The 14,017-nt window shown below is 69.2% G+C and carries 12 protein-coding genes and 1 pseudogene; 3 read left to right on the top strand and 10 right to left on the bottom strand.

The window, feature by feature from the left end; translation table 11 throughout:
- Window positions 1-138: 138 nt before the first annotated feature.
- Window positions 139-1,668 (bottom strand): helix-turn-helix domain-containing protein, encoded by a 1,530-nt coding sequence (locus tag OG953_RS10770; protein ID WP_405683769.1) that lies wholly within the window; start codon window positions 1,666-1,668, stop codon window positions 139-141.
- A 275-nt stretch (window positions 1,669-1,943) separates the two neighbouring features.
- Window positions 1,944-2,310 (bottom strand): annotated as a pseudogene (locus OG953_RS10765) (RraA family protein); the annotation flags it as partial.
- A 1,114-nt stretch (window positions 2,311-3,424) separates the two neighbouring features.
- On the opposite strand from OG953_RS10765, the gene acnA reads away from it, so the two are divergent.
- On the top strand, window positions 3,425-6,151 hold the full coding sequence (gene acnA / locus OG953_RS10760) for an aconitate hydratase AcnA (RefSeq protein ID WP_405683767.1): 2,727 nt from the start codon (window positions 3,425-3,427) through the stop codon (window positions 6,149-6,151).
- A gap of 75 nt (window positions 6,152-6,226) precedes the next feature.
- Here the strand turns inward: acnA and OG953_RS10755 are convergent, their stop codons facing one another.
- Together OG953_RS10755 and OG953_RS10750 are read right to left on the bottom strand one after the other, a co-directional pair.
- Window positions 6,227-6,424 (bottom strand): DUF397 domain-containing protein, encoded by a 198-nt coding sequence (locus OG953_RS10755; protein ID WP_405683766.1) that lies wholly within the window; start codon window positions 6,422-6,424, stop codon window positions 6,227-6,229.
- Window positions 6,421-7,251: a Scr1 family TA system antitoxin-like transcriptional regulator gene (locus OG953_RS10750; RefSeq protein WP_405683764.1), complete on the bottom strand. Its 831-nt coding sequence runs from the start codon at window positions 7,249-7,251 to the stop codon at window positions 6,421-6,423. The genes OG953_RS10755 and OG953_RS10750 overlap by 4 nt, the downstream gene beginning before the upstream one ends.
- Window positions 7,252-7,440: 189 nt before the next feature.
- On the opposite strand from OG953_RS10750, the gene OG953_RS10745 reads away from it, so the two are divergent.
- The gene (locus OG953_RS10745; RefSeq protein ID WP_405683763.1) at window positions 7,441-7,935 is read left to right on the top strand and encodes a phosphotransferase; all 495 of its coding nucleotides are present in this window, start codon (window positions 7,441-7,443) and stop codon (window positions 7,933-7,935) included.
- Window positions 7,936-8,120: 185 nt separating this feature from the next.
- Window positions 8,121-8,738 carry a histidine phosphatase family protein gene (locus OG953_RS10740; RefSeq protein ID WP_405683762.1) on the top strand — a complete coding sequence of 206 codons (618 nt, stop codon included), beginning with the start codon at window positions 8,121-8,123 and terminating at the stop codon, window positions 8,736-8,738.
- Between the two features lie 351 nt (window positions 8,739-9,089).
- Here OG953_RS10740 and OG953_RS10735 read toward each other — a convergent pair whose 3' ends face one another.
- The 6 genes from OG953_RS10735 to OG953_RS10710 form a co-directional block, all read right to left on the bottom strand.
- Window positions 9,090-9,323, bottom strand: a complete 234-nt coding sequence (locus tag OG953_RS10735) for a ferredoxin (protein WP_405683761.1) — start codon at window positions 9,321-9,323, stop codon at window positions 9,090-9,092.
- Window positions 9,324-9,327: 4 nt separating this feature from the next.
- Window positions 9,328-10,569 (bottom strand): cytochrome P450, encoded by a 1,242-nt coding sequence (locus tag OG953_RS10730; protein ID WP_405683759.1) that lies wholly within the window; start codon window positions 10,567-10,569, stop codon window positions 9,328-9,330.
- Between the two features lie 72 nt (window positions 10,570-10,641).
- Window positions 10,642-11,433 (bottom strand): ABC transporter permease, encoded by a 792-nt coding sequence (locus tag OG953_RS10725; RefSeq protein WP_405683757.1) that lies wholly within the window; start codon window positions 11,431-11,433, stop codon window positions 10,642-10,644.
- The gene (locus OG953_RS10720) at window positions 11,433-12,437 is read right to left on the bottom strand and encodes an ATP-binding cassette domain-containing protein (RefSeq protein WP_405683754.1); all 1,005 of its coding nucleotides are present in this window, start codon (window positions 12,435-12,437) and stop codon (window positions 11,433-11,435) included. Before OG953_RS10720 ends, OG953_RS10725 begins: the two co-directional genes overlap by 1 nt.
- A 42-nt stretch (window positions 12,438-12,479) precedes the next feature.
- Window positions 12,480-13,370, bottom strand: a complete 891-nt coding sequence (locus OG953_RS10715) for a DUF4097 family beta strand repeat-containing protein (protein WP_405683753.1) — start codon at window positions 13,368-13,370, stop codon at window positions 12,480-12,482.
- 116 nt (window positions 13,371-13,486) lie between these two features.
- Window positions 13,487-14,017, bottom strand: coding sequence for a hypothetical protein (locus OG953_RS10710; RefSeq protein WP_405683752.1), 531 nt, complete (start codon window positions 14,015-14,017; stop codon window positions 13,487-13,489).

The following is a 14,017-nucleotide window of genomic DNA, read 5'->3' as shown; positions in this document are numbered from 1 at the left end:
TCATCTTGCACGTGCGTTGCACAAGGTGCTGAAAAACAACGGTGATCAGTGGAGGGCTGTGAAGGTAGGTATCCGCAGGTCAGCTGGCATGTTGAGGTGTCGTGCCCCTTGCCTCCAAGGGGCACGACATCGGGCCGGTCAGATGTCCCGGAAGATCTCGATCTGCGCGCCCACGGAGTTGAGCCGCTCCGCCAGCTCCTCGTAACCGCGGTTGATGACATACACATTGCGCAGTACGGAGGTGCCTTCCGCCGCCATCATGGCGAGCAGCACCACCACGGCGGGCCGCAGCGCGGGCGGGCACATCATCTCGGCGGCGCGCCAGCGGGTCGGGCCCTCGACCAGTACCCGGTGCGGGTCCAGGAGCTGCAGCCTGCCGCCGAGGCGGTTCAGATCGGTGAGGTAGATGGCCCGGTTGTCGTAGACCCAGTCATGGATGAGGGTCTGGCCCTGGGCCGAGGCGGCGATGGCCGCGAAGAAGGGCACATTGTCGATGTTGAGCCCGGGAAACGGCATGGGGTGGACCTTGTCGATCGGCGCCTCCAGCTTGGAGGGGCGGACCGTGAGGTCGACCAGCCGGGTACGGCCGTTGTCGGCGGCGTACTCAGTCGTACGGTCGCAGTCGACGCCCATCTCTTCCAGCACCGCGAGCTCGATCTCGAGGAACTCGATCGGCACCCGGCGGATCGTCAGCCGGGACTCCGTCACCACGGCGGCGGCGAGGAGGCTCATCGCCTCGACCGGGTCCTCGGAGGGGGAGTAGTCGACGTCCACATCTATGTGCGGGACGCCGTGCACGGTCAGTGTGGTCGTGCCGACGCCGTCCACGCGTATGCCCAGTGCCTCCAGGAAGAAGCACAGGTCCTGGACCATGTAGTTGGAGGATGCGTTACGGATGACGGTCGTGCCGTCGTGCCGGGCGGCGGCGAGCAGCGCGTTCTCGGTCACGGTGTCCCCGCGCTCGGTCAGCACTATGGGACGGTCGGGTATGACCGAGTGGTCTATCTGGGCGTGGTAGAGCCCTTCCGTCGCGGCGATCTCCAGCCCGAACCGCCGCAGCGCGATCATGTGCGGCTCGATGGTCCGCGTGCCGAGGTCGCAGCCGCCCGCGTACGGAAGCTTGAACGAGTCCATCCGGTGCAGCAGCGGACCGAGGAACATGATGATGGAACGGGTCCGGCGGGCGGCGTCCGCGTCGATGGCGTCCAAGTCGAGCCGGGCCGGCGGGACGATCTCCAGATCGACTCCCTCGTTGATCCACCTCGTCCGCACGCCGATGGAGTTCAGCACTTCCAGGAGTCGGTAGACCTCCTCGATGCGGGCCACGCGGCGCAGCACCGTACGGCCCTTGTTGAGCAGCGAGGCGCAGAGCAGTGCCACGCACGCGTTCTTGCTCGTCTTGACATCGATGGAGCCCGAGAGCCGGCGCCCGCCGACCACCCGCAGGTGCATGGGCCCGGCGTAGCCGAGCGACACGATCTCGCTGTCGAGTGCCTCACCGATGCGCGCGATCATCTCAAGGCTGATGTTCTGATTGCCACGCTCGATGCGATTGACGGCGCTCTGACTGGTGGCGAGTGCCTCGGCGAGCTGACTCTGTGTCCAGCCCCGGTGCTGACGGGCGTCACGGATGAGCTTGCCTATGCGTACGAGATAATCGTCTGACATGACGAAAGGCTATCTCAGATATGAGATGAGACCTGTGGTGGGGTGTGGTGTTCGGGTGACGACTGCATGTGGAGGCACGGCGGTTACGCAGCCTGATGTGCGTGAAAGGTGCGGGCTACGGGCGCACCGTGCGTTCCATGGTCCACCCGGATCGCCGCGACGGCGCGCGGTGTACGTCCATCCGGGGGGACGGGTGTCGGCCTCGCCCAGGCTCCACTCGCCGAGCCGGGCGAGGCCGGGGAACAGTGCAGGCCTGACGGGAGCCTGGCGTCGAATCAGCCCTCGAAGCCGCCTTCGGCCAGGATCTTGTCGATACGGGTGCGATGCGCTTCCTCCCACGCATGGAAAGATTCGCCGGCCTCCATGGTCGGCTTCTTCCGGGCATCGAGGAGCACCTGCTCCCGGCGGGCACAGGGAGTGACCACAACGCCCTCTTCGTCGGCCACCACGATGTCGCCCGCGTCGACGCTCACACCACCGCACCGCACCGGGCCGTTGAGCGGCTCAACGGCCTTCTTGGTGCCCGGGACGGGGAGGACTCCTCTGGCGAAGAACGGGAAAGCCCATCTCGCGCACCTCGGCGAGGTCATGGATCGCCCCGTCGGTCACGAACGCCGCGATTCCACGGCGCTGAGCGACGGCGGGGCGCCGGGAAACCCAGGCCGTCCCCGATGCCGCAGGCGGGAGGCATCGCCGGGACGGCTCCGCTCAGCGGAGCTGCTGCCACGGTCGCTCGATGGCAGACTTGGGCCGGCCACCGCGCACACCAGCCAGAGTGTCTCTCGGCTACATGTCACGTCGCGGCGAGCTTCGCCGGCGGAGCCCTGAGCTCGGGGGGAGCGCCTGACCGACCTGCCGGGCATGGCAGCAGCGCCCGCTGCCGCCATGCCTTCCCCCCCCGCCGTTTCGTGGCCCGGTTGGATCCCCGCTGTGCTCAGGATCTCCAGGGTGCGGGGCCCCGCCCCCTGGGAGTGGCCAGGAGGGTGAACGCCGGTCTCGGTGTGGCGTGGAGTCGGAGGACTTCAGCGAGGCGTTCGGTGGTCGCGGACGTCCTGCGTTGCGTGCCCGCAGCGTCACCCTGGAGACGATGCGTCCCGGCTGGGCGGAAGCCCTGCGGTCCTTCTGCGCTTCCCGCTGCACGCAGGCGGGGCGCGGCCTCGTCCCTTTTCGGAGCATCTGTCGGCAGGCCGAGCAGAACCTCCAGGATGTGCCTCCCCCGCCGGCGGACCGTTTGGTGGCAACCTCGAAGAACTCCGCGATCCGATACCAGCCGGGAAGTGACGCACACCGCGCGACCGGCGAAACTCGCGCCGGAGTGACACGTCGAACCCGCCCGTCACACAGTCCCGCAGCGGACGCCGTCGACGCCCGTGCACCGCATCGACGTACGACAGCTCGACGTACGGCACCGCGGGATCCACCCTGACCGGTACGGCCACCCAGCACCCCCAGCACGTCACCTCGTACGACTGGGTTCGCTGGCAAGGAAGCCGAAACGACTGGGTTCGCTGTCAAACGCCTCGATTGGATGACAGCGGACAAAGCCGCCCGCGCATGACCGTGCGGCGGTGATGTACTAGAGTTATCTCGACATCGAGATATATGCCGAAGGCGCACCGCAGTCCGCCAGTCAGTAAGGGTTACCTAACTAAGCCTTACCTTAGCGGATGGTCGAGGGGCCGTAGGCGGCACCACGCGGCGCCCGCCGTAAGGAGGCGCGGCGCGGAGTACGCGCACATTGATGAAGGAGACTGTCGTGTCGGCGAACAGCTTCGACGCCCGCAGCACGCTGCGCGTGGGCGACGAGTCGTACGAGATCTTCAAGCTGGACAAGGTCGAGGGCTCCGCGCGCCTCCCTTACAGCCTGAAGGTGCTGCTGGAGAACCTGCTCCGCACCGAGGACGGCGCGAACATCACCGCCGACCACATCCGGGCGCTCGGCGGCTGGGACTCCCAGGCGCAGCCCAGCCAGGAGATCCAGTTCACGCCGGCCCGCGTGATCATGCAGGACTTCACCGGTGTGCCGTGTGTCGTGGACCTCGCCACCATGCGTGAGGCCGTCAAGGAGCTGGGCGGTGACCCGGCCAAGATCAATCCCCTCGCCCCGGCCGAGCTGGTCATCGACCACTCCGTCATCGCCGACAAGTTCGGCACCAACGACGCGTTCGCGCAGAACGTCGAGCTGGAGTACGGCCGCAACAAGGAGCGCTACCAGTTCCTGCGCTGGGGCCAGACCGCCTTCGACGAGTTCAAGGTCGTCCCCCCGGGCACCGGCATCGTCCACCAGGTCAACATCGAGCACCTGGCCCGTACGGTCATGGTCCGGGGTGGCCAGGCGTACCCCGACACCCTCGTCGGCACCGACTCGCACACCACCATGGTCAACGGCCTCGGCGTGCTGGGCTGGGGTGTCGGCGGTATCGAGGCCGAGGCCGCGATGCTCGGCCAGCCGGTCTCCATGCTCATCCCGCGCGTCGTCGGCTTCAAGCTGACCGGCGAGCTCCCGGCCGGCACCACCGCCACCGACCTCGTGCTGACCATCACCGAGATGCTCCGCAAGCACGGTGTCGTCGGCAAGTTCGTCGAGTTCTACGGTGAGGGCGTCGCCGCCACCTCCCTCGCGAACCGCGCCACCATCGGCAACATGTCGCCGGAGTTCGGATCCACCGCCGCGATCTTCCCGATCGACGACGAGACGCTGAAGTACCTGCGCCTGACCGGCCGTGACGAGCAGCAGGTCGCGCTCGTCGAGGCGTACGCCAAGGAGCAGGGCCTCTGGCTGGACCCGGCCGCCGAGCCGGACTTCTCCGAGAAGCTGGAGCTGGACCTGTCGACGGTCGTTCCGTCGATCGCCGGCCCGAAGCGCCCGCAGGACCGCATCGTCCTCGCCAACGCCTCGCAGCAGTTCGCGCAGGACGTCCGCAACTACGTCTCCGAGGACGAGGAGTCCGGCAAGGAGTCCTTCCCGGCCTCCGACTCGCCGGCCTCCTCCAACGGTGTGCCGTCGCGTCCGACCACGGTCACGGCCCCTGACGGGACGACGTACGAGATCGACCACGGCGCCGTCACCGTCGCCGCGATCACCTCCTGCACCAACACGTCGAACCCGTACGTCATGGTTGCCGCGGCGCTCGTGGCCAAGAAGGCCGTCGAGAAGGGCCTGACCCGCAAGCCGTGGGTCAAGACCACGCTCGCCCCGGGCTCGAAGGTCGTCACCGACTACTTCGACAAGGCGGGCCTGACCCCGTACCTCGACAAGGTCGGCTTCAACCTCGTCGGCTACGGCTGCACCACCTGCATCGGCAACTCCGGCCCGCTGCCGGAGGAGGTCTCCAAGGCGGTCAACGAGCACGACCTGGCCGTGACCTCGGTGCTCTCCGGCAACCGTAACTTCGAGGGCCGGATCAACCCCGACGTCAAGATGAACTACCTGGCGTCCCCGCCGCTGGTCGTCGCGTACGCCATCGCCGGTTCGATGAAGGTCGACATCACCAAGGACGCCCTGGGCATCGACCAGGACGGCAAGCCGGTCTACCTCGCGGACATCTGGCCCTCCGAGGCCGAGGTCAACGATGTCGTCGCCAATTCCATCGGCGAGGACATGTTCAACAAGTCCTACCGGGACGTCTTCGCCGGCGACGCCCAGTGGCAGGCGCTGCCGATCCCGACCGGCAACACCTTCGAGTGGGACGCCGAGTCGACGTACGTCCGTAAGCCCCCTTACTTCGAGGGCATGACGATGGAGACCACCCCGGTCTCCGACATCACCGGCGCACGCGTGCTCGCCAAGCTGGGCGACTCGGTCACCACCGACCACATCTCCCCGGCCGGTGCGATCAAGGCCGACACCCCGGCCGGCAAGTACCTGACGGAGCACGGCGTCGAGCGCCGCGACTTCAACTCCTACGGCTCGCGCCGAGGCAACCACGAGGTCATGATTCGCGGCACGTTCGCGAACATCCGGCTGCGCAACCAGATCGCCCCGGGCACCGAGGGTGGCTTCACCCGCGACTTCACCCAGGCTGCTGCTGCCGGCGATGCCCCCGTGTCGTTCATCTACGACGCCTCGCAGAACTACCAGGCCGCCGGCACCCCGCTGGTCATCCTGGCGGGCAAGGAGTACGGCTCCGGCTCGTCCCGCGACTGGGCCGCCAAGGGCACCGCGCTCCTCGGCGTCAAGGCCGTCATCGCCGAGTCGTACGAGCGCATCCACCGCTCGAACCTCATCGGCATGGGCGTCCTCCCGCTCCAGTTCCCGGAGGGCGCGACCGCCGAGGCCCTCGGCCTCACCGGCGAGGAGACCTTCTCCTTCACCGGCGTGACCGAGCTGAACAACGGCACGACGCCGCGCACGGTGAAGGTCTCCACCGACACCGGTGTGGAGTTCGACGCGGTCGTCCGCATCGACACCCCCGGTGAGGCGGACTACTACCGCAACGGCGGCATCATGCAGTACGTGCTCCGCAGCCTGATCCGCAAGTAGGCCGCAGAGCCGAAGGGCCGCATCCCGAACTCCCGGGGTGCGGCCCTTCGCGTTGCACGGCGTCTGCGGTCGTCCCTACCGGTTGATGGTCTGCACGAACGCTGCCCAGCCTGCGGCCCGGAAGGCCAGGACCGGGCTGTCGGTCAGCTTGGAGTCGCGTACGGGGACGAAGCCGGGGACGTTGTCGGCGACCTCGACGCAGCTTCCACCGTCTCCGTTGCTGTAGGACGAGGTCCGCCAGGCGGCACGGCTGAGGTCGGGCGTGCTGTTCATCGGTCGCAGTCCTTCGCCGCCGAGGCGATCAGTGCCAGGGACGCCTCCGGCGACAGCGCGACGGCCCTGGCCAGATCGTATGCCGATCGATACTGCGCCACCAGAGCCGCATCCTCGATGAGTTGGCCCGTGTAGGCGCCCTCCGTGTACACGACGGTCGGGGCATCGGTGAACTGCATCAGCGAGGACATGGTGTTCAGAAAAGGATGAAAGCCGGCGGAGAAAGGCAGAACCTGCAAGATCGCGTGCGGATGGGCCCGGGTTGTCTCGACGAGATGGGCGAGCTGGTCCCTCGTGGCGGGGAGGCCGCCGATCGGAACGCGTAGTGCGGCCTCGTGAATGATCGCCCAGAAGTCCGGCCCGTTCTCGCAGCTGAGGAGTTGAGCGCGCTCCATGCGGGCGCTGACCGTCTGTTCCACCACTTCGTCGGACGTCCGCCGCATCGTGCCTCTGGTCAACGCTGTTGCGTAGGCACGCGTCTGGAGCACACCCGGGATCAGCATCGGTGCGTACTCTTCGATGGACCTGGCTCGTTCTTCCAGTTCCGCCGCATCCGCGAAGTACCCCGCCACCTTCGACTTCCGCGCCAGTCGGCACAGTCGCTGGAGGTGCTCGCCGCTTTCCAGCAGTTCGTCGAAGGCACGGGACATGTCCTCCTGCGGGCGCCGTTCCGCCATCTCGAACAGCCCGATGTACGTACCCGAGCAGAACACCTTGTCGCCCAGCTCGCTCTGGGACATCCCTGCGGCCTCACGCAGGCGGCGCAACTCGGAGCCGTAGAAGGAGCGGGCGTCGGTGTACGGATCGAGGTCCTTGGGCTGCGGCATACGCCGAAATGTAACGGCGCACGGACGCGCCGGTCCGGGAATCGGGGAACGCGCCACCCGTAGGTGGCTGCCGCCGCTCGGTCGTCGAGGGCCGCGCGCGGTAAACGATTTGACGGGCGGCGCGCGCGAGCGTTCGTATGGCCGTCGGCCGCCAACCGCCGGTCGGTGCCCCACTCCTGAAGGGTCCTCATGCACACGGGCAAGATGCATGCCGACGAACCGGAGATCGGCGAATCCCTCGTGCACCGGCTGATCGCCTCGCAGTTCCCGGGCTGGGCCGGACTGCCCGCCGAACCGGTCGTCCCCGTGGGCACGTCCAACGCCATGTACCGGCTCGGCGAGGACCTGGTGGTGCGACTACCCCGTACCGCGGGAGCCGCCGGCGACGTGGCGAAGGAGCACCACTGGCTGCCCCGGCTCGCCCCGTCGCTTCCCGCCACGCTTCCCGTACCGCTGGGCAGGGGCGGGCCCGCGGAGGGCTATCCGTGGCACTGGTCGGTCTTCCGGTGGCTCGACGGCGCGAATCCGACGGTCGGGGAGGTCGTCGAACCCGGCCCGCTCGCGGCGGACCTGGCGGACTTCGTCGCCGCGCTGCACCGGGTCGACCCCGCCGACGAGCCGCCCTCCTTCCGCAGCGAGCCCCCGGCGGCCCGCGACAACGGCCGGCGCACCCGGCCTGGGTAGGTTCAGCGGGGACCCGGCCCGGTTCCTTCCGCTGGGGCATCTGACGGAATGTGACGGGACACCGGGATGCCGTACCCGCGGGGAGGTACCGGCCACCGCATCGTGGACCGGAGGGTCTGCAACCAAGCAGCGCGCGGCGCGCGGCATGAACAGCCGCGGAACAGCACAGAGAGCGGATGACACCCATGGGCGAGTTGATCCTGATCCGGCACGGCGAGACCGAGTGGTCGCGGTCCGGGCAGCACACGAGCCACACCGACCTGCCCCTGACCCCCCTCGGCGAACGTCAGGCACGCGCGCTGGCGCCCCTGCTCGCCGACCGGCAGATCGCACTCACCCTGGTCAGTCCAGCGGTACGCGCCCGGCGTACCGCGGAGCTCGCCGGACTCGTCGCACCCCGCATCGCACCCGAGCTGCGCGAATGGGACTACGGCGGCTACGAAGGGGTGACCACCGAAGAGATCCACCGCACCCGTCCCGGGTGGAACCTCTGGACCGACGGAGTCGCCCCCGGCCCCGAGGCGCACCCCGGGGAAACCCCCGCCGAGGTCGGAGCCCGCGCCGACCGGGTGCTGGCCGAAGTCGTGGAGGCGGCGAGCCGCGACGCGGACGAGGACATCGCGCTCGTCGCCCACTCCCATTTCCTGCGCGTACTGACCGCCCGCTATCTCGGCCTGACCCCGGCCGAGGGCACACTGTTCCAGCTCGCCACGGGGGCCGTATCCCGGCTCGGCACCGAGCACGGTCAGCCGGTCATGACAGCGTGGAATGTGACATTGCTCGATCTTGACTTCCATCTTTGATGGTCGAATTGTGCTTCGAAATTGATCACTCGTAGTGATGAGCGCTGTTCGTCAGGGCGGCCTCCGTCGGATCCTGTGCTCCGTCACAGAGGCACCGGATCAACACGAAGGCCGTAGAGGTGAGTCTGCTGCATCACGATGTCACGCGGGAGCCGTTCGGGCTGCTGTCAGCCTTCCGCGCGGAGTTGTACGCGTCCATGACCGGGAGGGCGGACGCGTTGTTCGAGCTGACCGACGCGATGCTGTGTGCTGAGCCCGGGGGCCGGAGCGGCGTGGCGGACGGGTCCGCACGCGCGAGAGCCCCCACCGGTGCGCGGTGCGGGGTTCTCGGTCCGGGAAGTGCCACGGTCGCTACGAGTCGGTGGAATCCGGGGAGTTGAGGGCGATGGCTCCGACGGGGCAGAGGCCGACGGCCATCCGGGCGGCGGACCGGTGCTCGGGGGCCGGCGCGGGGTGCAGGAGCACCACCAGGCCTTCCTCGTCGTCCTGGTCGAAGACCTCGGGGGCCGTCAGGGCGCACATGCCGGCACCGGCGCAGCGCTCACGGTCGACGCTGAGACGCAGCGGCTCTCGTGGGTCGCTCATGGGTCTACTCCTTGTCCCAGGTGACGGGCAGGCTGATCACGCCGTAGATGTTGGAGCGGTCGCGCAGCGGCACCTCCTGCGGCGGCACCGCGAGGCGCAGGGTGGGGAAGCGGGCGAGGAGTGCCGGAAGCGCGACGGTCATCTCGACGCGGGCGAGCTGCTGGCCCAGGCACTGGTGGGCGCCGTGGCCGAAGGACAGGTGCCCGGTGGCCTTGCGGTGGATGTCGAGCCGGTCGGGGTCGGGGAACTTGTGCGGGTCGCGGTTGGCAGCCTGCACGGAAACGGTCACCGTCTCGCCCGCCCTGATGAGTTGGCCCTCCACCTCGACGTCCTCGAGCGCCGCCCGCAGCAGCGGGTCGGCCACGCTGAGGTAGCGCAGCAGCTCCTCCACGGTCTGCTCGGCGAGGCCCGGGTCGGCTCGCAGTGCGTCCAGCTGGTCGGGATTGCTGAGCAGGGCGAAGGTGCCGAGGGCGAGCATGTTCGCGGTGGTGTCGAGCCCGGCCGCGAGCAGCAGCCCACCGATTCCGGCCAGCTCCTCGTCGGTGAGGTCGGAGGTGGTCAGATCACTGAGCAGGTCGTCGGTGGGCTCGGCGCGCTTGGCGAGGACCAGTTCTCCCAGGTACTGGAGCAGCGCCGTATAGGCCTCGCCCTTCGCCTCGGCGTCCGCCGTCTGGTCGAAGAGGGTCGCCACGTGGCTCTGGAAGCGCTCCCGGTCGGTGTACGGCACGCCGAGCAGCTCGCAGATCATGAGCGCGGGCAGGGGCTGCGCGAACGCCTCCACCAGGTCGACCGTGGGCCCGGACTGCTCCATGGCGTCCAGGCACTCGGTGGTGAACTGCGCGACGCGCTCGGTGAGTTGACGCATCCGGCGAACGGTGAACTTACCGGTGAGCAGGCGTCGGTAGCGGGTGTGCTCGGGGGCGTCGAGGCCGATGATGTCGCCGACCGGCGCCGGCGGTAACTCCCCCGACACGCCCGCTATCGGCACCGGCAGATGCAGGAGTTCGTAGCGTGAGCTGAAGCGTGGGTCGGCCAGGACCGCGCGGGCCGTGGCATGGCCGGTGACCAGCCGGCCCACGTGTCCGTCGGCGTAGCGCATGCGGCGCATCGGCTTGTCGCTCAGGGCGGTGAGTCCGGCGGGCGGGTCGAAGGGGCAGCCGGTGCGCCGGTCGGTGGGCAGGGTGGGCGGCTCGTCGGCGGTGATGTCGTCGGTGGTGATGCCGGCGGCCGTCGGGTCGTACGACATGGGGTCCTCCCGCGATCGTGGGGCGAGGTGCAGCTGGTGCGGATCGGTGAAGTGGGCTGAGAAGAGCGGAGGTTACCGCTTGGGGCCGGTCTTGAAGGCGCGGCGCGCCCACACGTAGCCGACCAGGGAGAGCCCCACGCACCAGGCGAGGCCGATGACCGCGCTGGATCCGATCTCGGTGCCGAGCCACAGACCGCGCAGGGTCTCGATGATCGGAGTGAAGGGCTGGTACTCGGCGAACCAGCGCAGGCCGGTGGGCATGGACTCCGTCGGCACGATGGCGCTGCCGAGGAACGGCAGGAACGTCAGCGGCATCGGGATGTTGCTGGCGCTCTCCACGTTCTTGGCGACCAGGCCGATGCCCGCGGACAACCAGGTGAGCCCGAGCGTGAGCAGGGCGAGCAGACCGATGGCGGCGACCCACTCGACGGGCGTCGCGCTGGGGCGGAAGCCCATCAGGAGGGCGACGCCGATGACGAGCGCGATGCTGGTCATCGTCTGGATCACGCCCCCGACGACATGGCCGGTCAGGAACGAGGCCCGGGAGATCGGCATCGTACGGAAGCGATTGACGATGCCCTCGGTCTTGTCGACGCACACGCTGATCGCGGTGGTCAGGGCGCCGGAGGTGGCGGCCATCAGGATGATGCCGGGCGCCAGGTAGTCGATGTAGTCGCCGCTGCCGGTGGGCAGGTCGCTGATGCCGGTGCCCAGGGCGCTGCCGAGGACGTAGTTGAACAGCAGCAGCATCACGATGGGCATGATGACGACGGTGAGCGTCAGGGACGGGTAGCGCAGCGCCTTCTTGAGGTTGCGCCGCAGCATCGTCCTGGAGTCTCTGGCGGCGTAGGACATGGTGGCCATCAGGCGTTCTCCTTGGTCGATGCGACGGTGTCGGCGGGGCGGGGCCGGCCGGTGAGGGTCAGGAAGACGTCGTCGAGGTCGGGGGTGTGCACGGTGAGCGACTCGGCCTGGACGGCGGTGGCGTCCAGGGCGTCGAGGACGGCCCGCAGGTTGGGGATGGAGCCGTCGCTGGGGATCTGCAGGGTGAGGGAGTCCTCGTCGCGGGTGGCGATGCCGAAGATTTCCGCGGCGGTGCCCAGGCCCTGGATGTCGGTGAACCGCACCCGGATGTGGCCGCCGGGGATGCGCTGCTTCAGCTCGTCGGCGGTGCCCTCGGCGATCAGCCTGCCGTGGTCCAACACGGCGATGCGGTCGGCGAGTTGGTCGGCCTCTTCGAGGTACTGGGTGGTCAGGAAGATGGTCACGCCGTCGTCGGCGACGAGGTCCCGGATGATCTCCCACATGGTGCGCCGGCTGCGCGGGTCGAGTCCCGTGGTGGGCTCGTCGAGGAAGATGATCCGCGGATCGCCGACCAGGGTCATCGCCAGGTCGAGCTTGCGCCGCATGCCGCCGGATAAAGTGACGGCGGTCTTGCCCGCCACCTCGGACAGGTCGAAGCGGCGCAGCAGGTCCTTGGCCCGCCGCTTGCCCTCGCGCCGGTCGAGGTGGTGCAGATCCGCCATGAGGAGCAGGTTCTCCTCGGCGGTCAGCAGATTGTCGACGGCCGAGAACTGGCCGGTGACGCCGATCGCGGAGCGCACCGCGTCGGCGGCCCTGGTCAGATGGCGGCCCGCGACCCAGGCCTCGCCCGCGTCGGCGTCGATGAGCGTGGAGAGGATCTCCACCGTGGTGGTCTTGCCGGCGCCGTTCGGCCCGAGCAGGGCGAAGACGGTGCCTTCGGCGATGCTCAGGTCGATGCCGTCGAGCACGAGCTTGTCGCCGTAGGACTTGCGCAGCCCGGTGGCGGTGATCGCCGGCGCCGTCGCGTTCGCGGCGATCGGCGCGGATGTCTGGGAGGCAGTCATGCCGCTTTCCTTTCGGGGGTGGGGAGTTGGGGGTACGCGGGGTCAGGCGCGGCGGATGACGATGTCGCCGGCTCCGGTCCGCGCGTGCACCTCGACGGTCTCGTCGGAGTCCGCGGGGCCGGCGGAGGAGCCGAGCGAACTGCGTACCGTGCCGTACTTGGTGTTCAGGTCGAGCCAGGCCGCGGTGCCCTCGTGGATGCCCACGTCGAGGTCGCCCACGGAGGTGCGCAGATCGATTCGGCCGCGGGTCACGTCCCCGACGCGGATGCGGCCGTTGGAGGACATCGCGTCGACCCCGGCGTGGGCGACGCCGATCTCGATACGGCCGTTGGCGGACTTGGCGCCGACGCCGCCGTGCGCGATGCCCACGGAGATGTCCCCGTTGGCCGCGTTGGTCTTCAGGCCGCCGGTGACCTCGCCGATCTCGGTCAGGCCGTTGCCGTTCTTGACGGTCGCCGAGCCGGTGACCGTGCCGACCTCGACCCGCCCCGAGCCGATGACTTCGATGTCCCCGGTCGAGCGGGCCAGGCGGATGTCGCCGAGGTCGGTCTTGAGGGCGGCGCCCGCCACCTCGTCCACCTGGAGGTCGCCGAGCGAGGTCTTGAGCGCGACCTCTCCGAGGGGGCCTTCGCAGAAGAAGCCGCCCATGGCCGAGGTGCCCCGGACATCCGACCCCGCGGGCAGTTCGACGCTCACCTCGATGGCGCCCGGCTTGCCGAACAGGGACCGCTTCTTGGGCGTCTTGACCGTCAGGCGGCCGCCCGAGCAGGTGAGCTGGGTCTGCTGCACGGCGCGTACGTCGTTGTCGTCGGACCCGTTGCGCGGCAGCACCTCCACGACCGTGTCGGTGCGCTTGCCCGCGGTGATGCGGGCGTTGGCGACCTCCAACTCGAAGGTGGCGGAGATCGGTTCGGGAGTCTCGAAAGTAGGCATGGCTGTCCCGTCCTCTTGGCTTGGGTGGTTGATCCCGCCGGTGAGGCGGGTGATGAGTTACGTCGGCCGGATCGGCGATCCGCCGGTGAAAGTGGGGGTGGGCCGGGCCGGCGGCCCTAGCGGACCCAGCCGGTGAAGCCCCGGCTGCCCGAGTCCTTGCCGCGGCCCGGCGGGCTTACGCGCTCCCCGCCGTCCAGGGCGGTGGACACGGCCCGCACCAGCCAGGCGTTGACCGACAGGCCCTCCACTGCCGCGGCGTTCTCGGCGTGGCCCTTGAGGTGGGCGGGGAGGCGGAAGTTGATCCGTGCCATGGCGCCGTCGTCGGCGTCCGCGGGTGGCGGTGGCGGCGCGGGTGCGGCGGGGGCCGCGGGCGGCGCCTGCGTCTCCTGGAACGGCTCGGGTACGGGCGGCGGTGTCACCACGAACTCGGGGTCGAGTCCGCGCAGCCGCACGTCGACCGAGCCGGGCGCCAGCTCCCGGGTGACCTCGCCCATGGCTGCGGACAGCGCGTTGAGCAAGGTGAGCCGGGTGGCGGACTCCAGGGGGGCGGTGAGCCGCTCGGCCAGGGCGCGGGCTTCGTCCCCGCCGGCGTCCGCCGCGACGGCGAGTTCTTGCCGGAGGTTGTCGACGTAGGGCGTGAGGTCCAT

The sequence above is a fragment of the Streptomyces sp. NBC_00057 genome, from assembly GCF_045041165.1.
Lineage (GTDB): Bacteria > Actinomycetota > Actinomycetes > Streptomycetales > Streptomycetaceae > Streptomyces.
The sequence above is the reverse complement of the archived record's forward strand: the minus strand, read 5'-3'. Positions and strand labels throughout refer to the sequence as shown.

What these genes read in the sequence shown, in the direction of transcription:
- OG953_RS10730 (WP_405683759.1), bottom strand. Translation starts at nt 10,569, where the DNA reads ATGTCGTACGACCCGACGGCCGCCGGCATCACCACCGACGACATCACC.
- OG953_RS10745 (WP_405683763.1), top strand. Translation starts at nt 7,441, where the DNA reads ATGCACACGGGCAAGATGCATGCCGACGAACCGGAGATCGGCGAATCC.
- OG953_RS10720 (WP_405683754.1), bottom strand. Translation starts at nt 12,437, where the DNA reads ATGACTGCCTCCCAGACATCCGCGCCGATCGCCGCGAACGCGACGGCG.
- OG953_RS10755 (WP_405683766.1), bottom strand. Translation starts at nt 6,424, where the DNA reads ATGAACAGCACGCCCGACCTCAGCCGTGCCGCCTGGCGGACCTCGTCC.
- OG953_RS10725 (WP_405683757.1), bottom strand. Translation starts at nt 11,433, where the DNA reads ATGGCCACCATGTCCTACGCCGCCAGAGACTCCAGGACGATGCTGCGG.
- OG953_RS10715 (WP_405683753.1), bottom strand. Translation starts at nt 13,370, where the DNA reads ATGCCTACTTTCGAGACTCCCGAACCGATCTCCGCCACCTTCGAGTTG.
- OG953_RS10735 (WP_405683761.1), bottom strand. Translation starts at nt 9,323, where the DNA reads ATGAGCGACCCACGAGAGCCGCTGCGTCTCAGCGTCGACCGTGAGCGC.
- OG953_RS10750 (WP_405683764.1), bottom strand. Translation starts at nt 7,251, where the DNA reads ATGCCGCAGCCCAAGGACCTCGATCCGTACACCGACGCCCGCTCCTTC.
- OG953_RS10740 (WP_405683762.1), top strand. Translation starts at nt 8,121, where the DNA reads ATGGGCGAGTTGATCCTGATCCGGCACGGCGAGACCGAGTGGTCGCGG.
- OG953_RS10710 (WP_405683752.1), bottom strand. Translation starts at nt 14,017, where the DNA reads ATGGACCTCACGCCCTACGTCGACAACCTCCGGCAAGAACTCGCCGTC.
- OG953_RS10770 (WP_405683769.1), bottom strand. Translation starts at nt 1,668, where the DNA reads ATGTCAGACGATTATCTCGTACGCATAGGCAAGCTCATCCGTGACGCC.